This is a genomic window from Microlunatus endophyticus, assembly GCF_014646195.1.
GTDB classification, from domain to species: domain Bacteria; phylum Actinomycetota; class Actinomycetes; order Propionibacteriales; family Propionibacteriaceae; genus Microlunatus; species Microlunatus endophyticus.
Genome location: NZ_BMMZ01000002.1, coordinates 529,039 through 552,578, shown reverse-complemented (window position 1 = coordinate 552,578; position 23,540 = coordinate 529,039). Strand labels below are relative to the sequence as shown.

26 protein-coding genes are annotated in these 23,540 nt (G+C 67.1%); 19 read left to right on the top strand and 7 right to left on the bottom strand.

Translation table 11 applies throughout. The features are described 5' to 3' along the window. Positions 1–92: 92 nt before the first annotated feature. On the bottom strand, positions 93–1,211 hold the full coding sequence (locus tag IEY07_RS06225) for a zinc-binding dehydrogenase (RefSeq protein ID WP_229669759.1): 1,119 nt from the start codon (positions 1,209–1,211) through the stop codon (positions 93–95). 98 nt (positions 1,212–1,309) lie between these two features. On the opposite strand from IEY07_RS06225, the gene IEY07_RS06220 reads away from it, so the two are divergent. From IEY07_RS06220 to prfA, 4 genes are all read left to right on the top strand, one after another. Then, positions 1,310–1,999, top strand: a complete 690-nt coding sequence (locus tag IEY07_RS06220; protein ID WP_188894281.1) for a thiamine pyrophosphate-binding protein — start codon at positions 1,310–1,312, stop codon at positions 1,997–1,999. Positions 2,000–2,001: 2 nt separating this feature from the next. Further along, on the top strand, positions 2,002–2,889 hold the full coding sequence (locus IEY07_RS06215) for a transketolase family protein (RefSeq protein ID WP_188894280.1): 888 nt from the start codon (positions 2,002–2,004) through the stop codon (positions 2,887–2,889). Between the two features lie 184 nt (positions 2,890–3,073). Further along, complete coding sequence (gene rpmE / locus IEY07_RS06210) at positions 3,074–3,280, top strand: 50S ribosomal protein L31 (protein WP_188894279.1); 207 nt, start codon at positions 3,074–3,076, stop codon at positions 3,278–3,280. Between the two features lie 103 nt (positions 3,281–3,383). Beyond that, entirely contained in the window at positions 3,384–4,454 is a 1,071-nt protein-coding gene (gene prfA / locus IEY07_RS06205) for a peptide chain release factor 1 (protein ID WP_188894278.1), read from the top strand. On the opposite strand, the gene IEY07_RS06200 is transcribed toward prfA, so the two are convergent. Beyond that, positions 4,455–5,180 (bottom strand): DUF899 domain-containing protein, encoded by a 726-nt coding sequence (locus IEY07_RS06200; RefSeq protein WP_188894277.1) that lies wholly within the window; start codon positions 5,178–5,180, stop codon positions 4,455–4,457. Between the two features lie 104 nt (positions 5,181–5,284). On the opposite strand from IEY07_RS06200, the gene IEY07_RS06195 reads away from it, so the two are divergent. Then, on the top strand, positions 5,285–5,914 hold the full coding sequence (locus IEY07_RS06195) for a TetR/AcrR family transcriptional regulator (protein ID WP_229669758.1): 630 nt from the start codon (positions 5,285–5,287) through the stop codon (positions 5,912–5,914). 11 nt (positions 5,915–5,925) lie between these two features. Here the strand turns inward: IEY07_RS06195 and IEY07_RS06190 are convergent, their stop codons facing one another. Beyond that, complete coding sequence (locus tag IEY07_RS06190) at positions 5,926–7,023, bottom strand: mandelate racemase/muconate lactonizing enzyme family protein (protein WP_188894275.1); 1,098 nt, start codon at positions 7,021–7,023, stop codon at positions 5,926–5,928. 23 nt (positions 7,024–7,046) lie between these two features. Between IEY07_RS06190 and prmC the strand changes: the two genes are divergently transcribed. The 14 genes from prmC to IEY07_RS06120 all read left to right on the top strand — a co-directional run bounded on the left by prmC (position 7,047) and on the right by IEY07_RS06120 (position 18,807). Next, positions 7,047–7,940, top strand: a complete 894-nt coding sequence (prmC, locus tag IEY07_RS06185; protein WP_229669757.1) for a peptide chain release factor N(5)-glutamine methyltransferase — start codon at positions 7,047–7,049, stop codon at positions 7,938–7,940. Further along, entirely contained in the window at positions 7,933–8,829 is an 897-nt protein-coding gene (locus IEY07_RS06180) for an L-threonylcarbamoyladenylate synthase (protein ID WP_188894274.1), read from the top strand. Before prmC ends, IEY07_RS06180 begins: the two co-directional genes overlap by 8 nt. Before the next feature lie 3 nt (positions 8,830–8,832). Next, complete coding sequence (locus IEY07_RS06175) at positions 8,833–9,999, top strand: glycosyltransferase family 4 protein (protein ID WP_188894273.1); 1,167 nt, start codon at positions 8,833–8,835, stop codon at positions 9,997–9,999. Positions 10,000–10,153: 154 nt separating this feature from the next. Continuing rightward, on the top strand, positions 10,154–10,705 hold the full coding sequence (locus IEY07_RS06170; RefSeq protein ID WP_188894272.1) for a hypothetical protein: 552 nt from the start codon (positions 10,154–10,156) through the stop codon (positions 10,703–10,705). A 64-nt stretch (positions 10,706–10,769) separates the two neighbouring features. Continuing rightward, positions 10,770–11,108, top strand: a complete 339-nt coding sequence (locus IEY07_RS06165; RefSeq protein ID WP_188894271.1) for a hypothetical protein — start codon at positions 10,770–10,772, stop codon at positions 11,106–11,108. A 45-nt stretch (positions 11,109–11,153) separates the two neighbouring features. Further along, positions 11,154–12,038, top strand: coding sequence for a F0F1 ATP synthase subunit A (atpB, locus tag IEY07_RS06160; protein WP_229669756.1), 885 nt, complete (start codon positions 11,154–11,156; stop codon positions 12,036–12,038). Positions 12,039–12,101: 63 nt separating this feature from the next. Further along, the gene (gene atpE, locus IEY07_RS06155; protein ID WP_188894270.1) at positions 12,102–12,332 is read left to right on the top strand and encodes an ATP synthase F0 subunit C; all 231 of its coding nucleotides are present in this window, start codon (positions 12,102–12,104) and stop codon (positions 12,330–12,332) included. A gap of 10 nt (positions 12,333–12,342) precedes the next feature. Next, on the top strand, positions 12,343–12,903 hold the full coding sequence (locus tag IEY07_RS06150) for a F0F1 ATP synthase subunit B (protein WP_373288808.1): 561 nt from the start codon (positions 12,343–12,345) through the stop codon (positions 12,901–12,903). Positions 12,904–12,927: 24 nt separating this feature from the next. Continuing rightward, entirely contained in the window at positions 12,928–13,719 is a 792-nt protein-coding gene (locus IEY07_RS06145) for a F0F1 ATP synthase subunit delta (protein WP_188894269.1), read from the top strand. A gap of 98 nt (positions 13,720–13,817) precedes the next feature. Next, positions 13,818–15,455 carry a F0F1 ATP synthase subunit alpha gene (gene atpA, locus IEY07_RS06140; protein WP_188894268.1) on the top strand — a complete coding sequence of 546 codons (1,638 nt, stop codon included), beginning with the start codon at positions 13,818–13,820 and terminating at the stop codon, positions 15,453–15,455. A gap of 21 nt (positions 15,456–15,476) precedes the next feature. Then, the gene (locus IEY07_RS06135; RefSeq protein WP_188894267.1) at positions 15,477–16,388 is read left to right on the top strand and encodes a F0F1 ATP synthase subunit gamma; all 912 of its coding nucleotides are present in this window, start codon (positions 15,477–15,479) and stop codon (positions 16,386–16,388) included. 14 nt (positions 16,389–16,402) lie between these two features. Further along, the gene (atpD, locus tag IEY07_RS06130; RefSeq protein WP_188894266.1) at positions 16,403–17,854 is read left to right on the top strand and encodes a F0F1 ATP synthase subunit beta; all 1,452 of its coding nucleotides are present in this window, start codon (positions 16,403–16,405) and stop codon (positions 17,852–17,854) included. Positions 17,855–17,857: 3 nt separating this feature from the next. Beyond that, positions 17,858–18,259, top strand: coding sequence for a F0F1 ATP synthase subunit epsilon (locus IEY07_RS06125; RefSeq protein WP_188894265.1), 402 nt, complete (start codon positions 17,858–17,860; stop codon positions 18,257–18,259). A gap of 68 nt (positions 18,260–18,327) precedes the next feature. Next, on the top strand, positions 18,328–18,807 hold the full coding sequence (locus IEY07_RS06120) for a DUF2550 domain-containing protein (RefSeq protein WP_229669755.1): 480 nt from the start codon (positions 18,328–18,330) through the stop codon (positions 18,805–18,807). A 175-nt stretch (positions 18,808–18,982) separates the two neighbouring features. Here the strand turns inward: IEY07_RS06120 and IEY07_RS06115 are convergent, their stop codons facing one another. The 4 genes from IEY07_RS06115 to IEY07_RS06100 form a co-directional block, all read right to left on the bottom strand. Next, complete coding sequence (locus IEY07_RS06115) at positions 18,983–19,912, bottom strand: PDDEXK-like endonuclease domain-containing protein (protein WP_188894264.1); 930 nt, start codon at positions 19,910–19,912, stop codon at positions 18,983–18,985. A gap of 123 nt (positions 19,913–20,035) precedes the next feature. After that, positions 20,036–21,589, bottom strand: coding sequence for a S53 family peptidase (locus IEY07_RS06110; protein WP_188894263.1), 1,554 nt, complete (start codon positions 21,587–21,589; stop codon positions 20,036–20,038). Between the two features lie 70 nt (positions 21,590–21,659). Next, on the bottom strand, positions 21,660–22,439 hold the full coding sequence (locus tag IEY07_RS06105; RefSeq protein ID WP_188894262.1) for an endonuclease/exonuclease/phosphatase family protein: 780 nt from the start codon (positions 22,437–22,439) through the stop codon (positions 21,660–21,662). A 12-nt stretch (positions 22,440–22,451) separates the two neighbouring features. Then, on the bottom strand, positions 22,452–23,522 hold the full coding sequence (locus IEY07_RS06100; RefSeq protein WP_188894261.1) for a sugar phosphate isomerase/epimerase family protein: 1,071 nt from the start codon (positions 23,520–23,522) through the stop codon (positions 22,452–22,454). Positions 23,523–23,540 lie beyond the last annotated feature (18 nt).

Here is a 23,540-nt window from a genome sequence, read left to right as displayed (position 1 = left end):
ACCGGTCATGTCCGAAGATCAACTCGCGGGACGATTGCTCCGCAGGCTCCGCAATCGTGTTCGCTGCGCTCACAGCTGCCCGCGTAGTCTGATCAGCCGATTCTGATCACCGCACGACCGTTGATCTCGCCACGACCCAGGGCGGCGAAGGCTTCGTTGACCTGATCGAGTCGGTATTCGCGGCTGACCGCATCGGTGATGTTGATCTTGCCGCTGGCGGCAAGATCAACAACGGCGGGAAGATCAACCCGTGTGCGGGCTCCGAAGGAGCCCATCAGGTGGTAGCCGCGGCGGACCAGCGGAGTGATCTCCACGTTGGCGGTCGCCGCGCCGGCGGCGATACCCACGGCGACCATCACGCCGCCGTCGATCAACATCTTCGACGCCTGCTCGAAGGTCTGTGGCAGTCCCAGTGCCTCGAACGCGACGTCCACGCCGTTCCCGCCCGTGAGGGCGCGGACGGCCGCCACCGGGTCGGTCGATCGTGAGTTGATCACCTCGTCGGCACCGAGTTGCTTTGCCTTGGCCAGCTTCTCGTCGCTGACATCGATCGCGATGATCGTGCCGGCGCCCATCGCCCGGGCCAGCTGCACGATGCTCGATCCGACACCCCCGATCGCCACCACCGCAACCGTCTGGCCGGGTTGCAGGTCCGCACTGTGTCGCAGCGCGCCGTACGCGGTGAAGATCGCGCAGCCCAGGATCGCGGCCGGCACCTCGGGGATCGAGTCCGGCAGCGGCGCGAGCGCCGTGACCGGGACCACGGCATATTCGGCCATGCCGGCCATCGAATACATCGCGATCGAGCTGCCATCGGCCGCGCGGAGCCGCGACGAGCCGTCGTACAACGTCCCGTTCAAGCGGTTCTGGGCGAAGAAGTTGACGCACATGTCATCGCGGCCGCGCTCACACTGCACGCAGTTGCCGCAGGGCATGATGAACGCCCCGACCACCTTCGTGTCATCGGTCAGACCGGGAGCGGTGGTATCAGGCCCGAGGCGTGCGACCCGGCCACTGATCTCGTGGCCGAGGACTGCCGGTGACGGGAAGGCGACCTCACCCTTCATCACGTGATAGTCGGTATGACAGACCCCGCAGGACGTCAGCCGGACCAGCGCCTCGCCTGCCTTCGGCTCCGGGACCGTGATCTCGGTGAGTTCCAGCCGGGGACCGTTTCCGCTCCAGACGGCGGCGGTCATCGTGTCGGCCACGGACAGCCTTCCTTCCTGCTCCACTGCAGTACCGCCACGACCCTAACCGACCCCGGGCCCTTGACCTCAACCGCACTTGATGTCGCAAAGTCGTGGTCATGAAGAGTCGCACGACCTCCGGGTATGGGGAGCTGGGCCGGCTGATGGGCCTGCTGACCGGCGACGAGAAGCACGGGCCGAGCGCGACCTCGACCCTGGATGTGATCTGGGTGCTCTACGACCGGATCCTGTCGATCACGCCGGCGACCGTCGACGATCCGGCCCGTGATCGTTTCGTGCTGTCCAAGGGCCACGGGCCGATCGCCTACTACGCGGTGCTGGCCGCCAAAGGCTTTCTCGGTGAAGATCAGCTGGCGGGCCTCGCATCGTACGACTCGCGGCTCGGCCACCACCCGGACCGGTTGCTGGTGCCCGGGGTGGAATTCTCCAGTGGGTCGCTCGGGCACGGGCTGCCGGCATCGGTGGGGATGGCGCACGGACTGCTGGTCCGCGGCATCGGGGCGCGCGTGATCTGCCTGATCGGGGACGCCGAATTCGACGAGGGCAGCAATTCCGAAGCCGTTGTGTACGCCGGCGGCATCGGGCTGGCCAATCTGACCGCGGTGGTGATCGACAACCAGTCCTCCAGCCACGGCTGGTCAGGCGGCATCGGTCGTCGCTTCGCCGTCGAGGGCTGGCTGGTCCACGAGATCGACGGTCGTGATCATGAAGCCATCGCAGCGGCCTTCCTCAGCACCGCGCCGGACGCTCCGACCGCCGTCGTGGCGCGGGTGGAACCGAAAGGATGATCATGGATCTTCGCAGCCAGTTCGTCTCCACCGCCTCGGCACTGGTCGACAGTGACCCGCGGGTCGCCGTCGTCCTGGCCGAGATCTCCGCCGACCAGTTCGCCGGCGCATCCGCAACGCATCCGGATCGGGTACTCAACGTCGGCATCCGCGAACAGCTGATGGTCAGCATGGCCGGTGGACTGGCGCTGGCCGGCCTGCGGCCGATCGCCCACAGTTTCGGCGCCTTCGTGATCGAACGCGCCTGGGAGCAGGTCAAACTCGATCTCGACCACCAGGACGTCGGCGCCATCCTGGTGGGAGCGTACGGCTCCTACGACTGGGCCGAGGGCGGCCGCACGCACCAGTCGCCGGGGGACGTGGCACTGATCGACACCCTGTCCGACTGGGTGGTGCACGTGCCGGGGCATCCGGCGGAGCTGGACGCCCAGCTCCGGTCGGCCGCGGCTGACGACACCCGGGTCTACCTCCGGATCGGCGGTCGGTCCAATCCCGAGGCGTTTCCCACCCACCACGACGCCTGGAGCGTGCTGCGGCAGGGCAGCGCGGGGACGGTGGTCGCGGTCGGTCCGACACTCCGCAACACGTTGCCCGCGGTCTCCGGACTCGATGTGACCGTGCTCTACGCCCCGACCGTCCGGCCGTTCGATGCGGACACCCTGCGATCGACTCTGCGTACGCCGCGGATCGTGATGGTCGAGCCGTATCTGGCCGGTACGTCGGCGGCCCACGTCGCCCGCGCGCTGGCCGACCTCGACCACCGGCAGCTCGGGCTCGGGGTCACCGACCCGGACCCGCATCGCTACGGCACGCTCGCCGATCACGACCGGCTGCACGGGCTCGATCCCCGGAGCCTGCGGCAGCTGATCAGCGGGTTTCTGATCCCCTGACTGCGCGACACGCCGCAGATATTGAGGAATATGTGACCCCTCGGCGGGGAAGTGCGACCCCTCGGCGGGAATGTCCCGGTTTGGTGCGGCGTTGGACCGACTGGCACACTTGGTCGCTGGTGCCGGTTCACGACGAGGCCAATCCCGCCACGCCGACCCGGCGCCCTAACCGACAGGGAGAAACATGAAGACTGGGATCCACCCGGACTACACCGACACCGAGGTGACGTGTAGCTGCGGCAATACTTTCACCACCAAGTCGACCGCCGGCGGCACGTTGCGCGTCGAGGTCTGCTCGGCCTGCCACCCGTTCTACACCGGCAAGCAGAAGATTCTCGACACCGGTGGTCGGGTCGCTCGCTTCGAGAAGCGGTACGGCAAGAAGAAGTAGCTTACGCAACGCCGGGAACCCGGACCTGCATCCTGATGACGGTGCAGTCCGGAGTTCCCGGCGTTTCGCATGTCCAGGAAGTCCTATCGCCCTAGGAGGAAGCGTGTTCGAGTCCGCAGCGCCGTTGCGTGAGGAGTTCGCGCGTCTGGAGCAGCAGATGGCCGACCCCGAGACGCACGCCGACCAGGCGAAGGTGCGCCGGATCGGCCGCCGCTATGCGGAGCTGACGCCGATCATCAAGGGTCTGGACGAGTACCACCAGCTCACCGACGATCTCGCCGCGGCGCGTGAGCTGGCGGACGAGGACGACGGATTCGCTGCCGAGGCCGAGGACCTGCAGGCACGGCTGGACACGGCCGTCGACCGGTTGACCCGGCTGCTGGCACCCCGGGACCCCAACGATTCCAGCGACGCGATCATGGAGATCAAGTCCGGCGAAGGCGGCGAGGAGTCCGCGCTCTTCGCCGGCGATCTCTTCAAGATGTACGCCAAATTCGCCGAGCAGCGTGGCTGGAAGATCGAGGTCCTCGACTCCCAGGAGACCGATCTCGGCGGCTACAAGTCGATCACGCTGGCCATCAAGGCTCCCAGTGCCGGTGCCCCGGACACCATGCCGTACGGCGTGCTGAAGTTCGAGGGCGGCGTCCACCGGGTGCAGCGGGTACCGGTCACCGAATCGCAGGGCCGCGTGCACACCTCGGCCGCCGGTGTGCTGGTGATGCCCGAGGTCGCCGAGACTGAGGTCGAGATCGACGAGAACGACCTCCGGATCGACGTCTACCGGTCGTCCGGGCCGGGCGGCCAGGGCGTCAACACCACCGACTCGGCGGTCCGCATCACCCACCTGCCGACCGGCATCGTGGTGTCCTGCCAGAACGAGCGTTCCCAGCTGCAGAACAAGGAACAGGCGATGCGGATGCTGCGCAGCCGGCTGATCGCCCGCGCCGAGGAAGAGGCCGCCGACGCCGCCTCGGCCGCCCGCAAGAGCCAGGTCCGTACGGTCGACCGGTCCGAACGCGTCCGCACCTACAACTTCCCCGAGAACCGGATCGCCGACCACCGGATCGGCTACAAGGCGCACAATCTGGACCAGGTCCTCAATGGCGAGCTCGGCCCGATCGTCGAGGCGTTGCAGGAGGCCGACACCGCCGAGCGGCTGGCCGTCGCCGGTTAGTCAGGCCGCCGGCGGGCCGTAGAGCCGAGCCACGTCGGGGGAGCCCAGCCAACCGCCGTAGGTCGGCGTTCTCGGCCAGCCCTCCGGCGAATCCTGCCAGACCTCCCGCCGGCCATAGGGGAGCAGGTCCACCAAGGCGAAGTTGTAGCCCAGCTGCTCGGTGCCGCGACCGTTGGTGTGCCAGGTGCGATAGACCGTGTCACCGTCGCGCAGGAAGACGTTGACCCCGAAACCGCCACCGGGCGGCGCGTCGACATCGGTGCCGAACGGACTGTCAACGGTGGAGAACCAATCCATCCTGTTGCCCACCTTTTCCTTGTAGGCAAGGGCTTCTTCGATCGGACCCTGGGTGACGATCACAAACCGGGCGTCGTAGGGATCGAGGAAATCCAGCCGGGTGAACTGAGACGTGAAGCCGGTACAACCGCCGCACTGCCACTCGGCATCTGCTTCCCACATGTGGTGATAGGTGATCAACTGCGACCGGCCGTCGAAGATGTCGACCAATCGGATCGGACCGTCCGCCCCGACCAGGACGTAATCCGGCAGTTGGATCATCGGCAGTCGCCGGCGTTGAGCGGCGATCGCGTCCAGTTCTCGGGTTGCGGCCTTCTCGCGCACCCGCAGTGCCTTGAGTTCCCGGCGCCAGTCGTCGGCGCTGACAACGGGGGGCAGCGCGGTGCTTGGTCCAGTGCTTGGTCCAGTGCTTGTCTGCGTGGTGGACATGCTCATCTCCTGAGTGCAGTGAGAGCGCATGTGGACGGTGTCCAGATGCTATGTTCACACCGTACACATTGGGTCCGACGTGTCAAGACCTTCGAGGAGCATCAGTGCCGCAGCGGCAGGGCTATCACCACGGCAACCTGCGGGAAGCACTGATCGCAGCCGGTCTGGAGTTGACCCGGGTCGGGGGCGCGGCCGCGCTCACCCTGCGGGACGCGACTCGCAAGGTCGGTGTCTCGCCGAATGCGGCCTATCGGCATTTCGCCGACCGCGACAGCCTGCAGGCTGCCGTTGCGGAGCGGATCCAGCACGACATGGCCGCGCAGATGCGCGGCTTCCAGCCACCCGCGTCGGTCCAGGAGGGGGTCCCGGCCACCGGGTCGGCACGCGGCCGGCTCAGAGCCGTCGGCCTGGGCTACATCGGCTTCGCGCTGGCCGAGCCGGGATGGTTCGACACCGCCTTCTCCCATGCCGGCGCGTTGTCGGACGCGGATCCGGACGCCCCTTCGGCCAGGCCGCTGCAGATGTTGACCGCTGCGTTGGACGCCCTGGTCGACTCCGGCGAACTGCCGACCGGGTCACGGCCCGGCGCGGAATGGCCGTGCTGGTCGGCGGTCCACGGCTTCGCGCTGCTGGCGCTGGGTGGTCCGTTGCAGGGGCACCCGGAGGCGGACGTCTGGGCGGCCGCCGAGCGTACGGTCGATGCGGCCATCGCCGGCCTGCTGGCCGGCAGTTGATCACTTGCCGGTCAGGCCGCGGTGCTCGTCCTGGTCCTGCTGCTGCGCAGATAGTCCTGGTTGATCTGCACACCCCAGCCCGGGGCACCGAGCAATTCGATCATGCTCTGGCGGACCTGCGGCAGCCCGTCGTAGAGATCGCGGGTCCAGCTCACGTCCTCGATGCTCCACTCCTGGAACTGGCTCACCGCGGCCGAGCAGGCCGCCAGGTGCAGCGTGAAGACCTGCAACAGCGAGGTGTTGGCGCAGTGCGGCGTACAGGGAATTCCTGCCGCCTCGGCCATCAGCGCTACCTTGCGGGCCCGGACCATGCCGCCCAGGTATCCGATGTCGGGCTGGATGATGTCCACCACGCCGGTGTTGATCATGCGGTGGAAGTGCTCCAGGGTCTGGTCCTGTTCGCCGCCGGCGACCGGGATGTCGAGGGCGTCGGCGACCTTCATCGTCGCCTCGATCTGGGGATAGGGGCAGGGCTCCTCGTAGTGGTAGAAGCCCTGGTCCTCCAGGATCCGGCCGACCCGGATCGCCTCCGCCGGGCTGTAACAGCCGTTGGCGTCGGCCCGCAGGCTGATCCGGTCACCGAGGGTCTCGCGGACCAGGCGGATGATCCGCTCGGTCCGGCCGGGCGATGCGTCCGCGTCCTGGCCCATCACCGAGCCGATCCTGATCTTGAAGCCGGTGAAGGTCCCGTCCTCGACCAACCCGAGCAGTCGCTGCGCTTCGTCCGAGGGGCTGATGTCGCGACGCATGCTGGAGCCGTACACCCCGATCGTGGTGCGGACTGTGCCGCCGAGCAGTTGGTAGACCGGTCGCCCGACCGCCTTGCCGAGCAGGTCCCAGACCGCGGTCTCGACGCCGCACAGCGCCCGGTACAGCACGGTGCCGTAGAACTTGTACTCGGCCCGGACCAGCCGGTCCACCGTGGCGGCGACGTCCCAGGGATCCGAGCCCAGGAACCACGGCGCAATCTGATCATGGACCGCCGGCACGCTCTGGTCGGCCAGATAGGGCGACGTCTGGCCCCAGCCCTCGAGCCCGTCGTCGCTGCGGACCCGGACCAGTGCCAGATTCGCGTTCTGCTGGAATGTCTCGATCGAGGTGATCTTCACCGAACCACAGTAAGGTCTGCGTCGTGGCAGCCGAGATCGGAGTTCGTACGCTGCTGGTCGATGCCCGCGAGCGGCTCTCCGCGGCAGGCGTCGAAAGCCCGGATGCCGATGCCAGGATCCTGCTCGAGGTTGCCACCGGGTGGTCGCGTTCGCAGTTGTTGATCAAGAATTCGGTCGGGGTCGACGTGGCCGCCCGTTTTCAGGAGTTGATCAACCGCAGGGCGGGACGGGAGCCACTGCAACACATCACCGGTGTCGCTCATTTCCGGTACGTCAGCCTGCAGGTCGGACCGGGGGTCTTCGTGCCGCGACCGGAGACCGAGGTGATGGCCGGCTGGGCCGTCGACCGGCTCCGCGAGATCACCGACCGGACGCCGGTCGCCGTCGACCTGTGCAGCGGCTCCGGTGCTATCGCCAAAGCGCTGGCCGACGAAGCGCCGGGCACCCGGTTGTACGCGATCGAGCTGAGTGAGGATGCGGCCGGCTGGGCGGCACAGAACCTGGAAGGTACCGGCGTCGAGTTGCGGGTGGGCGACATGGCGACGGCATTCCCGGAGCTGGACGGCCAGGTCGACGTCGTGGTCTGCAACCCGCCCTACATCCCGTTGGTGGCCTGGGAGTCGGTCCAGGCCGAGGCCCGCGACCATGATCCGCAGGTCGCCCTCTTCTCCGGCGATGACGGCCTCGACGCGATCCGCGTGCTGACCCGGGTCGCGGCGCGGTTGCTGCGCCTGGGCGGCTGGGTCGCCGTCGAGCACGCCGAGGTGCAGGCCGAGTCCGTCCCCGCACTGTTTGCCGGACATGGTTCGTACGAACAGGTCCGTGATCATCGTGACCTGGCGGGGCGTCCCCGGTTCACGACCGCACGCAAGGTCGGAACTGCCGTCGGGCGTGGCAGGATTGGCGCCGATGACTGACCAGATCACCGAGCCGGGCGAGATCCCCGAACCGGAAACGCCAGCGGGTCCCGGCTACACCCGTTACGACTGCACCGACCGGGACGACCGCGCTGCGATCGACACCGCCGCCGCTGCGGCACGGCGCGCGCTCGACGCCGGTCAACCCATCGTGCTGCCGACCGACACCGTCTACGGGATCGGCGCAGACGCGTACAACGCCGACGCTGTGCAGCGGCTCCAGGACGCCAAGGGTCGCGGCCGCGAGAAGCCACCGCCGGTGCTGATCTCCGATCCGCACTTCGTGAAGGCGCTGGCCGTCGACGTGCCCGATGCGGCGATGTCGCTGGTCGAGGCGTTGTGGCCTGGTGCCCTGACGATCGTCTGCAAGGCCAGCGACCATCTGCGGATGGACCTGGGGGAGACCAACGGCACCGTCGGACTGCGGGTGCCCGACCACGAGCTGACCCGGGAACTGCTGCGCCAGACCGGGCCGCTGGCGGTCAGCAGCGCCAACAAGACGGGCCGGCCGTCGGCGCTCACCTGTGACGACGCGATCGAGCAGCTCGGCACGAGTGTCGCTGTCTTCCTCGACGGCGGCGAGCTGACCGGCACCGAGGGCAAGCCGTCGACACTGGTGGATTTCACCCTCAAGGAGACCGGCCAGATCCTTCGCCGGGGCGCGATCAGCCTGGAGACGCTGCAGCAGTATCTGCCCGACGTCGAGGACCTGGTGGTCGACGAGCCGGAGGCCGAGGAAGCCCCGGCCTACACGGTCCAGAAGTTGCGCGCCCGGCACACGCTGCAGCCACCGCTACTCGAGAGCGCTGAGCCTGCCGAAGCGATCGACGGCGGCGCCCGGGACGAGGACCCTTCGACCAGCTCAGGGACCTCGGACGAAACCGACTGATCCATGCGTGAATACCTGCTCGTCCTGCTGATCTCCGCCGCGACGACCTACGTCCTGGCGGCGGTGTGGCGGCGGATCGCGCTGCAGGTCGGAGCAGTGGCCCGGGTCCGCAAGCGGGACGTGCATACCGTCGAGATGCCGTATTTCGGCGGCGTGGCGATGCTCTTCGGGATCGCGGCGGCGTTCCTGATCGCGAGCCACCTGCCGTTCCTCGGCTCCCAGCCGACCGTCAGCTCCGACTCCCGCGGCGTCCTGATCGCGGCCGCGGTGATCTGCGGTGTCGGCGTCTTGGACGACCTGCTGGAGCTCAATCCCTTCGCCAAACTCGCCGGGCAGTTCCTGGCGGCCGGGCTGCTGGTCGCCTTCGGCGTGAAGATGTACTACATCCCACTGGCCAACAACACGATCGCGCTGGACAGCAGTATCCAGATCGCGATCACGGTGTTCCTGGTGCTGTTGTGCTCCAACGCGGTGAACTATGTCGACGGCCTGGACGGGCTGGCCGCGGGCGTCGTCTGCATCGGCGCCCTGGCGTTCTTCCTGTACTCCTACAACCTGGCCGTCGAGCAGCATCTCGTCCGGGCCACCACCTCGAGCCTGATCACGGTTGCGGTGGTCGGCGCGTGTATCGGCTTCCTGCCGCACAACTTCCAGCCGGCACGGATGTTCATGGGTGACTCCGGCGCGATGTTGCTCGGCTTCCTGCTGGCCTCCTCGACGATCAGCCTGACCGGCCAGTTGGACTCCTCGCAGTTGGAGAACACCCGCGGCAGCCTGGTGCCGACCTATCTGCCACTGGTGTTGCCGCTGGCCGCGCTGGCACTGCCGATCCTGGACTTCGCGCTGGCCTTCATCCGCCGGACGTACCACGGCAAGTGGTGGTTCGTCGCCGACAAACAGCACCTGCACCACCGGCTGATGGAACGTGGCCACGGGATGCGCCGGGCGGTGCTGCTGATGTACGGCTGGACCGCGCTGTTGTCGTTCGGCGTGATCGCTCTCGGCCGGTTGCAGAACTGGGAGGTGGTCGCAGCGATCGTCGCGGTTGCCGTTGTGTTGTCGATCCTGACGCTCGGCCGGCCGATCAGCTGGCGCAGCCGGGGCAGGAAGAGCCGGTTGAATGACCGCCCCGAGGTCAAGCCGGAGGTCACCGCGCGGCGGCTCCCGTAGAGCCCGGCCGGCGGCCTGCCGGCCCGCGAACGACCGCCGGTTGGAGACCGTGTGGGACTTTGTGCTAGTTTTCACAAGCGTAATGAGTCAGCCTCGAACGGTGCCGTCCGATCCGGACCGGGCACCCCTGGCGATAGACAGGACAGCCGCCGAAATGACGACTGAAAGCCACCGGAACCGGGATGCAGCCGGCCCGAGCATTCATGTCGTCCGCGCGCGCAAACTGCTCCTCGGCGGCCTCGCCGGAGGCGTCGGGGCAGCCATCCTGGCGATCATCGCCTTCACCATCATCGAAGGCACCCGGGGCCTGGGATCGACTGCCTTCGGCGCCGGACTCGTGCTCTTCTTCTATGCGGTCGGGCAGCTGGTGATGGTCCGGATGGCCGATGCCGGCGCGCGCACCCTGCTGATGGGCTCGATGGTCAGCTACACCGGCCGGGTGGTGATCCTGGGCCTCATCCTGCTGATCTTCTCCCAGCACGCGCATAGCTGGAGCTGGGTCGACGCCCGGGCGCTCTTCATCGGCGCGATCGCTGTGGTCGCCGGCTGGATCCTGGTCGAGGTGGTCGTGTTCTCACGGCTGCGGATCGCCATTTACGATACGGAATACCAACCCCCGGCATCCGCTGATCAGGCAGCTGATCAGGACCTGGGGAGCGGCTCTCATGATGGGCGATCCGGCGACAAGGGGGTCGAGGAACGATGAACGGTCTTCCCGGGCCCGCTCGCTGTGCTGGCGCTGAGAACCGACTGCTACGGTTTGGTGCGCTATGACCACTCAGGTAACGCCGTCGTCGGACGGAACCCGCCGCAGGTCTGTGCGCGCCAGCGCGAGCGTCGGCGAGTCGCAGGGGATGGCAGTGCTGTCCTATCTGGTCGGCGGCGTGCTGGTCTACGGCGCGCTGGGCTGGCTCGGCTGGCACTTCCTGGGTCAGTTGTGGATGGTGCCGACAGGCATCGTGCTGGGTATGGGCCTATCGGTGCTGTTGATCGTCCGGCGGTATGCCCGGGCCGACATCATGAGCGCGCAGATCGATGACCTGGTCGCCGAACGCAAACGCCAGCAGGAGCAATGGTCTGCCCTGGCCCGAAAGCAGGGTGACGCCTGAAATGTTCACAGCAGAGACGTTGAGCTTCACCGGAGGGGAGAGGTAATGGCAGTCGCCCAGGTCGCGCCGGCAACACGCCGGGGCATGCCGATGTTGGGGGTGATCGCGGTCGCCCTGGTCGTCATCTCCCTGATTGTTGGCATCATCGTGGCGATCACCGTGCCGACCGAAGAGCATTTCTCGGTCGGTGTCGCGAACTTCACCACTCCACCGTTCTTGTCCTCGATCCCGTGGTTCACCCGGGCGATGCTGCTGGGACTCGTGGCCTTCGCGCTGGCGCTGAGCTTCTGGCTGGCGATGTCGCGCAACCACAAGCTGGTCCCGGGTAAGCGACAGTATTTCGGTGAATGGGCGTACTCCTTCGTCCGGGACGGCATCGCCAGGGACCAGATCGGCCGGGACTTCCAGAAGTACCTGCCCTACCTGATCGCGCTGATCACCTTCGTGATCATCAACAATCTGTGGGGCATGTTCCCGCTGACATTGTTTCCGACGATGTCGCATGTCGGCTGGGCCTACTCGCTCGCCGTGATCAGCTGGTTGATCTACAACGTCGTCGGCATTCGCAAGCACGGCTTCTTCGGCTACGTCAAGCACTCGGTGCTGCCGGCCGGTGTGCCGCCGGCACTGTGGGTGCTGGTGATCCCGATCGAGTTCATCTCCAACATCCTGATCCGCCCGGTCACCCTGAGCCTGCGGTTGTTCGGCAACATGTTCGCCGGCCACCTGCTGATGCTCGTGTTCGCCGGTGGCGGTCAGTTCCTGTTGTTCGAGACGGCTCCCGTGATCAACAAGTTCGCCGGTGGCTTCGCGTTGATCTTCTCGCTGGCCATCCTTGCGCTGGAAACCTTCGTCCAGTGTGTGCAGGCCTACATCATGACCATCCTGAGTGCGCAGTACATCGGCTCGGCACTGGCCGAGGAGCACTGACAACTACAGACTTCTGACTCGCGGAGAGTCAGCGGAAACCCTGACAGGGAAGGAAAGCAAGACATGACCCCAATGGAACTGAATGGCAACATCGCCATCATCGGCTACGGTCTTGGCGCGATCGGCCCGGGCATCGGCATCGGCCTGATCTTCGCTGCTGTCATCCAGGGCACGGCGCGGCAGCCGGAGGCCCGCGGCGCCATGATGGGTACTGCCTGGATCGGTATGGCGCTGACCGAGGCGCTGGCCATCATCGGCATCGCGCTGGCGTTCGTCTTCGCGAACTTCGGCTGAGGCCTGCCCGATGACAACCTTTCTGCTACCCCTGGAGAGCAACAACCCGATCATCCCGGGTGGAGCTGCGGAGATCATCGCGTCCGCGGTGTTCGTCGCGATCCTGACCTTCGTCGTCGCGCGCGTCGTGATGCCGAGGTTCGAGAAGACGTACGCCGACCGGGCTGCGGCGATCGAGGGCGGCATCCAGAAGGCCGAACAGGCTCAGGCCGAGGCGGCTGCCGCTCTCGAGAAGTACCAGGCCCAGTTGGCCGACGCCCGCGGCGAGGCTGCGCAGATCAAGGAAGCGGCCAAGGCCGATGCCGCGCAGATCACCGCCGACGCCCGGCAGCGGGCCCAGGCGGAAGCCGATCGGATCGTCGCGGCGGCACACTCGCAGCTGGAGGCCGAGCGCAACCAGATCGTGCATCAGCTGCGCGGTGAGCTCGGTGGCCTGGCCACGTCCCTGGCGGGTCGGATCGTCGGTGAATCACTGGACGATGACGAGCGTGCCCGTCGTACGGTCGATCGCTTCATCTCCGATCTGGAATCTGCCGATGCGCCGGCCCCGCAAGGAGCAGATGTCCAGTGAGGACTGACCGATGAGGACAGAACAGTGAGCATCGAGTCCGAAGCCGCTCTCGCCGAGTTGGACGCCGCCCTGGACCGGACAGCGGTCTCGGACGCACTGGCCGACGAGTTGTTCTCGGTCGTCGACCTGTTGCAGGGTTCACCGACCCTGCGCCGGGCGCTGACCGATCCGGCGACTCCCGTCGAGCGCCGGCAGGCGCTAGCGACCGGGTTGTTCGGCCCGCGGGTCAGCGATGCCGCGCTCGCCCTGGTGGTCGAGGGCGTCGGCAAGCGGATCGGTGCGACCGCTCTCCTGGACGGTCTGGAACGCCAGGCCGTACGGGCGCTGCTCAAGACCGCGCAACAGGACGACAAGCTCGACGAGGTCGAGGACCAGCTGTTCCGCTTCGGCCGGCTGGTCGACGGCGATGCCGGTTTGCGCGGAGCGATCACCGACCGTTCCGCAGCACCGGAGCGTCGTTCCGGGCTGGTCGATGAGCTGCTCGCCGGGAAGGCGGAGCAGCAGACCGTACGACTGGCCAAGCGTGCGATCGGCGCCCGGGACCGGAACTTCTCCCGGACCCTGAACGGCTACATCGAGCTGGCGGCCAACGCCCGCAACCGGGTGATCGCCACCGTCCGGGTGGCCCGGCCGCTGGATCTGCAGCAGCGGGAGCGGCTGCAGGCGGCGCTGGCGCGACAGATCGGTCGCGACATAGCGTTGCAGGAGATCATCGAACCGGAACTGATCGGCGGCATGCGGGTCGAGATCGGTGCCGAGGTCATCGAAGGCACGGTCGCCGGTCGGCTGGACGCCGTACGACGCCAGTTCGAGTGAACACGCGCCCTGAGCTTGTCGAAGGGCCGCAACACGACAAACCTGGGTGCAACACCCGGAACACGAGATAGACAACCTCGAGAGCAGGAACGAAGGCGATGGCAGAACTCACGATTCGCCCGGAGGAGATCCGGGAAGCCCTGGACAACTACGTCCGGAATTACACCCCGGAGACCTCCAGCCGCGAAGAGGTCGGCACCGTGGTCAGCTCCGGTGACGGCATCGCCCGCGTCGAGGGCCTGCCGTCGGCGATGGCCAACGAACTGCTGCAGTTCGAGAACGGCACCATCGGTATCGCGCAGAACCTGGACGTCCGCGAGATCGGCGTCGTCGTGATGGGCGACTCCGAGGGCATCGAGGAAGGCTCGACCGTCAAGAGCACCGGCGACATTCTGTCGGTCCCGGTCGGCGACGGCTACCTCGGCCGGGTCGTGGACGCGCTCGGCCGGCCGATCGACGGCCTCGGCGAGATCACCCCGCTGGAGGGCCGCCGCGACCTCGAGGTCCAGGCCGCCGGCGTGATGGACCGCCAGGAGGTCCGGCAGCCGCTGCAGACCGGCATCAAGGCCATCGACGGCATGATCCCGATCGGCCGCGGCCAGCGGCAGTTGATCATCGGCGACCGGAAGACCGGCAAGACGGCCATCGCGGTCGACACCATCATCAACCAGAAGGACAACTGGGCGACCGGCGATCCGGAGCAGCAGGTCCGCTGCATCTACGTCGCGGTCGGTCAGAAGGCGACCACCATCGCCTCGGTGCGGGCCGCGCTCGAGGACGCCGGTGCGCTGGAGTACACCTCGATCGTCGCCGCCCCGGCGTCCGATCCGGCCGGCTACAAGTACATCGCTCCGTACACCGGCTCGGCCATCGGCCAGCACTGGATGTACCAGGGCAAGCACGTCCTGATCGTCTTCGACGACCTGTCCAAGCAGGCCGAGGCGTACCGCGCCATGTCGCTGCTGCTGCGCCGGCCGCCGGGCCGTGAGGCATACCCGGGCGACGTGTTCTACCTGCACTCCCGGCTGCTGGAGCGCTGCGCCAAGCTGTCCAAGGAGCTCGGCGGCGGCTCGATGACCGGTCTGCCGATCATCGAGACCAAGGCCAACGACGTGTCGGCCTACATCCCGACCAACGTCATCTCCATCACCGACGGCCAGATCTTCCTGCAGTCGGACCTGTTCAACGCCAACCAGCGGCCGGCCATCGACGTCGGCATCTCGGTGTCGCGGGTCGGTGGCGCCGCCCAGACGAAGGCGATGAAGACGGCTGCCGCGCCGCTGAAGACCGAACTGGCCCGTTACCGCGACATGCAGGCGTTCGCGATGTTCGCCTCCGACCTGGACGCCACCACCCGGCGCCAGTTGGAGCGGGGCGCGCGGCTGATGGAGCTGCTCAAGCAGCCGCAGTACAGCCCGTACCCGTTCGAGGAGCAGACCGTGAGCATCTGGGCGGGCCTGGACGGACAGCTGGACGATGTGCCGGTCGGCGACGTGCTGCGCTTCGAGCAGGAACTGCTGGAGCACCTGCGGCACAACGGCACGGTGCTGGCCGGGATCAAGGAGACCAAGGTCTTCGACGATTCGGCGAAGGACACCCTGCGCGAACAGATCGCGGAGTTCAAGAAGGGCTTCCAGACCTCCGAGGGCAAGTTCCTGGGTGTCGGTCGGGAGGAGCACGCCCCGCTGGACGCCGAGGATGTCGAGCAGGAGCAGATCGTTGCCCAGAAGCGGTGATCGCGGAGGAAGTGAGTACTGATGCCGGCATCACTGCGTGAGCTGCGGGCCCGCCGGGCCTCAGCCACCAACATCAAGAAGATCACTCGGGCGATGGAGCTGATCGCTGCCTCGCGGATCATCAAGGCCCAGCAACGGGCCCGTGAGGCGGCGCCGTACCAGGCCGAGCTGACCCGTGCGGTCTCGGCGCTGGCGACCCATTCCAATGTTGATCATGCGCTGCTGACCGAGGCGGAGAATCCGCGCCGGGCGGCGATGTTGTTGATCACCTCGGACCGGGGCCAGGCGGGTGCGTACTCGTCGAACGTGATCCGGGAGGGCGAGCGGCTGCGGGAGCTGCTGGCCGACAACAACCTCGAGGTCGTTCCCTACCTGTCCGGCCGGAAGGCGGCGGCGTTCTACACCTTCCGGGAGCGTCCGGTGGCGGGGCAGTGGTCGGGCTTCTCCGACGGCCCGACGTACGCCGACGCCCGGGAGATCGCCGACAGCCTGCTGGAGGCGTTCAACACTCCGTCCGAGGAAGGCGGCGTGGACGAGATCCACATCGTCTACACCCGGTTCGAGTCGATGATCACCCAGAGCGTCGAGGTCATCAGGCTGCTGCCGCTCGAGGTGGTCGAGGAGGACGAGCCGCCGGCGCCGGACGAGCTGTTGCCCTTGTACGACTTCGAGCCGAATGCCGAGACCGTACTCAACGAGTTGCTTCCGTTGTACGTCGCCAGCCGGATCCACTTCTGCCTGTTGCAGGCGGCGGCGTCCGAGCTGGCCGCCCGCCAGCGGGCGATGAAGTCGGCGACCGACAACGCCGAAGACCTGATCCAGCGGCTGACGCGGGAGGCCAACCAGGTCCGCCAGGCCGGCATCACCCAGGAGATCAGCGAGATCGTCGGCGGTGCCAACGCTCTCGCCGACGCTTCGGCCGAATCAGACTGAAAGAGGGAATCGAAATGACTGCCACTGTCGAAGAGACACAAGAGAACAAGACGCTGGGCGTCGGGCGCGTCGCCCGGGTCATCGGTCCCGTGGTGGACATCGAGTTCCCCGCGGATGCGATGCCCAACATCATGAACGCCCTGACCGTGGAGATCGACACCAACGAGGGCAGCCGCAGCATGACCCTCGAGGTCGAGCTGCACATCGGCGACAACATGGTGCGCGCGATCGCGCTGAAGCCGACCGACGGTCTGCGCCGCGGCACCGAGGTGAAGGACACCGGTGCACCGATCTCGGTCCCGGTCGGCGACGTCACCAAGGGCCATGTCTGGGACGTGACCGGTCAGGTGCTGAACGCCGATCCGGCGACGCTGGAGATCACCGAGCGCTGGCCGATCCACCGCGAGGCCCCGGCCTTCGACCAGCTCGAGCCCAAGACCGAGATGCTGGAGACCGGCATCAAGGTGCTCGACCTGCTCACCCCGTACGTCCAGGGTGGCAAGATCGGCCTGTTCGGCGGCGCCGGCGTCGGCAAGACCGTTCTGATCCAGGAGATGATCTACCGGATCGCCCACAACTTCGGTGGCACCTCGGTGTTCGCCGGCGTCGGTGAGCGGACCCGTGAGGGCAACGACCTGATCAACGAGATGGAAGAGGCCGGCGTCTTCAAGGACACCGCGCTGGTCTTCGGTCAGATGGACGAGCCGCCGGGCACCCGGCTGCGGGTTGCACTGTCGGCGCTGACCATGGCGGAGTACTTCCGCGATGTGCAGAACCAGGACGTGCTGCTCTTCATCGACAACATCTTCCGCTTCACCCAGGCCGGTTCCGAGGTTTCGACCCTGCTCGGCCGGATGCCGTCCGCGGTGGGCTACCAGCCGAACCTGGCCGACGAGATGGGCCAGTTGCAGGAGCGGATCACCTCGACCCGTGGTCACTCGATCACCTCGATGCAGGCGATCTACGTGCCGGCCGACGACTACACCGACCCGGCACCGGCGACCACCTTCGCCCACCTGGACGCGACCACCGAGCTGTCCCGTGACATCGCGGCCCGCTCGCTCTACCCGGCGGTCGACCCGCTGACCTCCACCTCGCGGATCCTCGATGCGCAGTACATCGGTCAGCACCACTACGACGTCGCCAACTCGGTGAAGGCGATCCTGCAGAAGAACAAGGAACTGCAGGACATCATCGCCATCCTCGGTGTCGACGAGCTGTCCGAGGAGGACAAGATCGTCGTGGCCCGGGCCCGACGGATCGAGCAGTTCCTCAGCCAGAACACCTACATGGCCGAGAAGTTCACCAACGTCCCGGGCTCGACGGTGCCGCTGGCCGACACGATCGAGTCCTTCCGGATGATCGTGGACGGCGAGGTCGACCACATTGCCGAGCAGGCGTTCTTCAACGTCGGCTCGATGGACGATGTCGAGAAGGCCTGGTCCGAGTTGCAGAAGGACGCCTGAGCAATGGCTGATCCGCTGGAGCTCCGGGTGGTCTCGGCCGACCGGGTCGTGTGGTCCGGCCAGGCCGAGAACGTGATCGCCAAGACGGTCGAGGGCGATATCGGCATCCTGGCCGGCCACGAGCCGGTGCTGGCGCTGCTCGCGCCGGGCGGTGTCGAGGTGATCCAGCCCGACGGCAACCGCGAGATCGTCGCCGTTGATGGCGGTTTCATCTCGGTTGCCCGGCGTCGGGTGTCGATCATCAGCGAATACGCCAGAATGGCGGAGGAGATCACCGTCGATCGGGCCGAGCGAGCGCTCGCCGATGCCCGCCAGCGCCTCGACGCCGGTGAGGACGACGAAGAGACCCGCAAGGCCTACCGTCGGGCCGAGGCGCAGCTGAGTGCTGCGAACAAGGCCCGCTGATCGGTCGTAGGAGGATTCGGGCAGGCGAATCGGTTCCACGGCCGGGACTGATTCGGGAGGGGTAGGTAGTGCGGTTCGGGTGGCTCAGTGCGGCCGAGGTCATTGGCATCGTTCTGGTTCTGCTTGCGGCCGTCCTGATCGGGCTTGCCGTACGCCGCCGCTGGCTCGCCCGCAACGGTGGCACCTTCGAATGCAGCATGCGCCGCCATGGCCACTACATCGACGACATGTCGGACACCAGGACTCCGAGCACCGGTTGGGTGCTCGGAGTCGCTCGTTACAGCGGTGAATACCTGGAGTGGTTCCGCTTCTTCTCGCTGGCCTGGTGGCCCAAACATTCCTTCCGGCGCTCCGAAGTCTCGGTGCTGGAACACCGCGTTCCCAGCGCCGCCGAGGCGGTCGCCCTCTACGCCGACCAGGAAGTCGTCACCGTCGCCACCGGGACCGGTGAGCGGCTCGAGCAGCGCGACCTGGCCATGACCCCGGATTCGCTCACCGGCATGCTGAGCTGGCTCGAGGCCGCACCTCCGGGCATCACCCGCCACTGACCCACACGGCCCGTCGCTGCAGACCAGCGTCCAGCCGCCGCGTGTGCGTTTTCCGACCGGTGTCGGATCTGTGTGTGGGGACCGGATGATCTCGGTACGTTCTCCGACCGGTGTCTGCTTTGGCAGCTGGTTCGGCCAGATTCCTACATCTTTGCCGACCACGGCGGGATCACGGTCATGTGTGGTGGTTCATCCATGTCGTACGGACCCGGCAGGATGAAGCCGAGGCGCCGCAGTCCAGGCGAGCCTGCCGAATTCGTTCAAGAACCCGAGCCGGCTGGGCGTAGTAGTGCTGCTTTTGTATCGTCACGATCCGCCAGCCGATCCGCTGGAGCTCCTCGCGGCGCTCCAGGTCCCGGGCTCGTTGCATGGAGTCGAATACGTGCTGGTCACCGTCGTACTCGATCAACAGCTTCAGCTCCGGATAGCACAGGTCGAAGCGAAGCCTCCAGTCACCGTTCTCATGTCTGATCACGAAGTTGACGACCGGCTCGGGCAGACCGGCGAGGACGATCAACAGTCGCAGGCGGGTCTCCATCGGCGAGTCCACACCTTCTCGTACCAGTCGGGCAGCTCTGCTGGCGACGGCCGAACCTCTGTGGGTCCACGCGTCCGCCGCGGCGATCAGCTCGGTTGGGGTCACCACCCCTGCACGAACGAGGGAATCTCCAAGCACCACCAGCTCGACGAGGCCGGCTCCGAGGCTCGCGATCTCGCAGAAGCATTGCGGCGGTGAGGACACAGGTGTTGATCGCCAGCTGCGGACGTCCGCATCGACGGTTGCTCTATGGGAGGCGATGCCCTGACGCTCGGATCGCGATCCTGGGTCCGGAACACTGACATGGGTGCGTGCATCGTTGGGCGCCGTGCCTCCCCAGATCCGGGCGGCGGTGTGGTGACTGGCGTAACTCCCGTCTGGGCTGATGTGCAAGGCCGCCCGGGCGCGTACGAGATCAGTCAGCTGCACTCCGGCAGCAACGTAGACACCGTGGAGGACCTTCTGGAATTTGGGCCCGGTCAGCTCGCGGATCGTGATCCCAGTGGCCAGGGCCTCGGCTCGGCGGAAGGGCTGACGGCTGTCGAGGACGGGCGGTCGCGTACGCATGCAGGACAGCGTGCCGATCGCCGGCACCCGAGGCGGCCGAGTGCCGGCGATCTGTGGACAACTCCGGGTACGGACAACACCCGTGGCCGGCGGACAACACCGGCCCCCGTGCCGGAGCAGCGCTCAGTTGCTGCTGAACACGTCCGCGATCCCGGCCTGGGGCACACCGAGACCTGTGCAGGCGTCCCAGCCCGGACCCGCCTGGTAGGCGCCGTTGGAACCGCTGGTGATGTCGCGCAATCCAGGAACCGGCTCGCCCGCGGCGACACCGTCGTAGAGCTTGGTCTGGACCAGCCCGAGGGAGCCACCCGCGCGCTGTGCCAGCCGGGCGACCAGACCCGCCCACAACGGCGCGACCGCGCTGGTGCCGCCGACAACCGTCTGCTGACCGTCGACCAAGACCTGGTAGCCGGTTTCGGGATCGGCGTTGGCACTGACATCCGGCACGCCCCGCCCGGTGGTCGTGGCGCCGGAGCGTTGCGGTACTCCGGCTGCGCTCTGATAGCTCGGAAGTTCGAAGACGCCGCTGACACCGCCGCCGGTCGATCCGCCCTGGCCGCCGTCGTTCCAGACGGTCTCGCTGGTGACGGTCGTGCCGGACGCTCGCAGCGTGGTGCCGCCGCAGGCCAGTGAACTCGGGCTGGAGGAAGGGAAGTCGGTGTGGACACCGGAGCCGGAATCGCTGCTGCCGTTGTCGCCGGCCGCAGAACAGACCGTGATGCCCATCGCGACCGCGTCGGCGATCGCCTGGTCGAGGGACTGCCGGGCCTGCGCGGTCCAGCTGTCCTCGCTCTGTCCCCAGCTGATGCTGATCGCCGTCGGTGTCGGGGTGGCGTGCGCGGCGGTCGAGACCGCGTCCACGAAACCGTCGTCGGTGTTCGGCGCGAAATACACCACGATGTCGCTCTTGGGGGCGACCGCGCCGGCGACCTCGATGTCCAGCAGCACTTCGCCGTCGGCGCCACTGGGATCCTGACCCGGCACGTTCTTGGCGCCGTCGACCGAGGCGGCAGTCACCTTGGGACTGGTCAGTCCAAGGCCCTGGAAATAGGTGTCCAGATCCGACTGGTCGAAGCCGCCGCCCAACTCGATGATCGCGATGGTCTGCCCGGTTCCGTCACCCTCAGGGAACTGGTAGAGCTCAGCTACCTGGAGCGGGGCGTAGCTGGTGCCGGTGCTCGCCTCGGCAAACACGATCCGCGGCGTGGCCTGCGGGCGGTCGTCCAGCCCCAGCACCGCGGTGACCAGTCCGTCCAGCTCCGTCGGCAGCGTCAGGCTGCCGTCGCGCATCCGGCTCTGGCCCACCCCGTTGTCCCGGTTGATCTGTTGCAGCCGGGCGCCGAACAGGTCAGCCAACGCTGCCGCGGTGCCCTCGATCCTGACCCGGCGAGACGGGGCGTGGCTGTGCAGCACCCGTACGCCCCGGGCGGCCAGCAGCCTGGTCACGGAGTCCAGATCCTCGGGATGGGCGCCGTATCCCTCCCCGAGCGCCTGGGAACTGAGCGCCGGCGAGGCAGCGCCGAAATAATGCGCCGGGGGAGGCGTGTCATTCCGCCGGCGCAGCACGATCGTGGCCTGGATGAGCTCGTCATCGGGGACCGGACCGGTGGCGTTGCCGATGGCGGCACGCTCGCTGCCGATCAGGGTCGGTCGGTTGCTGGCGGGGGAATCAGTCATGCACTCGATACTTGCACGGGCCTGCGACAGTCCGAGTTCCGGCGGGCGAAAGATCAACCCAGGAGCCGGGTCAGAAGTCGATTTCGGCGAGGACGGGCAGGTGATCGGAGGGATACTGGCCACCGGGTGCCTGGTCGACGATCATTGACGACCGGGCAGCCATCCGGTCGTTGATCAGAATCCAGTCGATCCGGATCCCGTCCGGGTCCGGAGCGGCGTAGTTGTTGAAGGTGCCCAGTCGCGGTCCGCGATCGGCGGCGGTCAGGTAGGCGTCGCGCAGGCCGGCGCCATCCTGTGACCGTCCGGTCAGGATCGCGTACGGCTCGGAATCCTCGCCACAGTTGAAGTCACCCATCAGCACCAGCCCCCGCTCCGGGTCCAGAGCGCTGATCCGGTTCCGGAGCTGGCGCGCGGAGTTGATCTGGGCGATCTCGAGTTCATGATCGAAATGGGTGCTGATCACGAAGAACTCGACGTCGTCGGCGATCCGTCGGAAGGTCGCCAGCGAGTACATCCGGGGCAGGCTGCTGCCCCAGGTGATCGATCCCGGTGCATCGGGCGTGTCGGACAGCCATTGGTGCTCGACCTTGATCAACTCGACGACTGAGCCGTTGTAGATGATCGCCGAATTCTCCTCGGGGCCGCCGTCCCGGCGGTGCTCGGCGATCAGCCGGTAATGATCATCGAGGCCGGCCATCAGGTCGGCCAGCTGATGATCAAGACCTTCCTCGACGCCGAGCACGTCGGGCGCCAGGCTGTCGATCAGCTCGACCTGCGGACCCCGGCGTCGCGACCATGGCTGGGGGTCGTTCTCGCTCGCGAACCGCAGGTTGTAGCTGACGAACCGCACTGTCGAGCGACCCTACTTCTGCGCGAACGCGGCGTCGAAGGACGCCTCGGACGGCTTGATCGCATTCAACCGGCGGGCCCACTGCTCGGACTCGGGGGCACCGTCCAGGCGATCCATGCCGGCGTCCTCCCATTCGATCGAGATCGGGCCGCCATAGCCGATCGAATTGAGCATCCGGAAGATGTCCTCCCAGGGGGTGTCGCCACGACCGGTGGAGATGAAATCCCAACCACGACGGGGATCCGCCCAGGGCAGATGGCTGGACAGCCGGCCGTTGCGGCCGTTATGCATCCGGACCTTGGTGTCCTTGCAGTCCACGTGGTAGATCCGGTCCTTGAAGTCCCAGAGGAATCCGACCGTGTCGAGTCCCTGCCAGATCATGTGCGAGGGATCGAAATTCAGCCCGAAGCCCGGCCGGTGACCGATCGCGTCCAGGGTCTTGACGGTGGTCCAGTAGTCGTAGGCGATCTCGCTCGGGTGCACCTCGTGGGCGAACCGGACGCCGACCTCGTCGAAGACATCGATGATCGGGTTCCAGCGCTCGGCGAATTCGGTGTAACCGGCCTCGATGACGTCGTCGGCGACCGGCGGGAACATCGCCAGGTAATGCCAGATCGGCGAGCCGGTGAAACCGACTACGGTATCCACGCCGAAGGCGGCGGCCGCGCGTGCGGTGGTCTTCATCTCCTCGGCGGCACGCCGCCGGACGCCCTCAGGATCGCCATCACCCCACACCCGCGGGTTGACCATGTTCTTGTAGCGATCATCGATGATCGCCTCGCAGACCGCCTGGCCGTTGAGGTGGTTGGAGATCGCCCAGCAACCCAGGCCGTTACTAGCCAGGATGTCCTTGCGGTTCTTGACGTACGCCTCGTCCTCGGCAGCACGGACAACGTCGAAATGATCACCCCAGCAGGCGATCTCCAGGCCGTCGTAGCCCCATTCGCCCGCCAGCCGGCAGATCTCCTCGAAGGGCAGATCGGCCCATTGCCCGGTGAACAGCGTCACCGGCCGGTCCTGCTTCGGCTTGGCGACTCCGGTGGCTTCCCGTCCGAGGGCGGGATAGTTGGTGGCGCTGGTCATTGCTTTCGACTCCTGTGC

Bases quoted from the DNA above. Each gene is read 5' to 3' on its own strand.
- IEY07_RS06200 (WP_188894277.1), bottom strand. From the start codon at position 5,180: ATGTCCACCACGCAGACAAGCACTGGACCAAGCACTGGACCAAGCACC.
- IEY07_RS06150 (WP_373288808.1), top strand. From the start codon at position 12,343: ATGACAACCTTTCTGCTACCCCTGGAGAGCAACAACCCGATCATCCCG.
- IEY07_RS06215 (WP_188894280.1), top strand. From the start codon at position 2,002: ATGGATCTTCGCAGCCAGTTCGTCTCCACCGCCTCGGCACTGGTCGAC.
- IEY07_RS06165 (WP_188894271.1), top strand. From the start codon at position 10,770: ATGACCACTCAGGTAACGCCGTCGTCGGACGGAACCCGCCGCAGGTCT.
- IEY07_RS06180 (WP_188894274.1), top strand. From the start codon at position 7,933: ATGACTGACCAGATCACCGAGCCGGGCGAGATCCCCGAACCGGAAACG.
- IEY07_RS06100 (WP_188894261.1), bottom strand. From the start codon at position 23,522: ATGACCAGCGCCACCAACTATCCCGCCCTCGGACGGGAAGCCACCGGA.
- IEY07_RS06170 (WP_188894272.1), top strand. From the start codon at position 10,154: ATGACGACTGAAAGCCACCGGAACCGGGATGCAGCCGGCCCGAGCATT.
- atpB (WP_229669756.1), top strand. From the start codon at position 11,154: ATGGCAGTCGCCCAGGTCGCGCCGGCAACACGCCGGGGCATGCCGATG.
- atpD (WP_188894266.1), top strand. From the start codon at position 16,403: ATGACTGCCACTGTCGAAGAGACACAAGAGAACAAGACGCTGGGCGTC.
- IEY07_RS06135 (WP_188894267.1), top strand. From the start codon at position 15,477: ATGCCGGCATCACTGCGTGAGCTGCGGGCCCGCCGGGCCTCAGCCACC.
- IEY07_RS06175 (WP_188894273.1), top strand. From the start codon at position 8,833: ATGCGTGAATACCTGCTCGTCCTGCTGATCTCCGCCGCGACGACCTAC.
- rpmE (WP_188894279.1), top strand. From the start codon at position 3,074: ATGAAGACTGGGATCCACCCGGACTACACCGACACCGAGGTGACGTGT.
- atpE (WP_188894270.1), top strand. From the start codon at position 12,102: ATGACCCCAATGGAACTGAATGGCAACATCGCCATCATCGGCTACGGT.
- atpA (WP_188894268.1), top strand. From the start codon at position 13,818: ATGGCAGAACTCACGATTCGCCCGGAGGAGATCCGGGAAGCCCTGGAC.
- IEY07_RS06125 (WP_188894265.1), top strand. From the start codon at position 17,858: ATGGCTGATCCGCTGGAGCTCCGGGTGGTCTCGGCCGACCGGGTCGTG.
- IEY07_RS06220 (WP_188894281.1), top strand. From the start codon at position 1,310: ATGAAGAGTCGCACGACCTCCGGGTATGGGGAGCTGGGCCGGCTGATG.
- IEY07_RS06115 (WP_188894264.1), bottom strand. From the start codon at position 19,912: ATGCGTACGCGACCGCCCGTCCTCGACAGCCGTCAGCCCTTCCGCCGA.
- IEY07_RS06110 (WP_188894263.1), bottom strand. From the start codon at position 21,589: ATGACTGATTCCCCCGCCAGCAACCGACCGACCCTGATCGGCAGCGAG.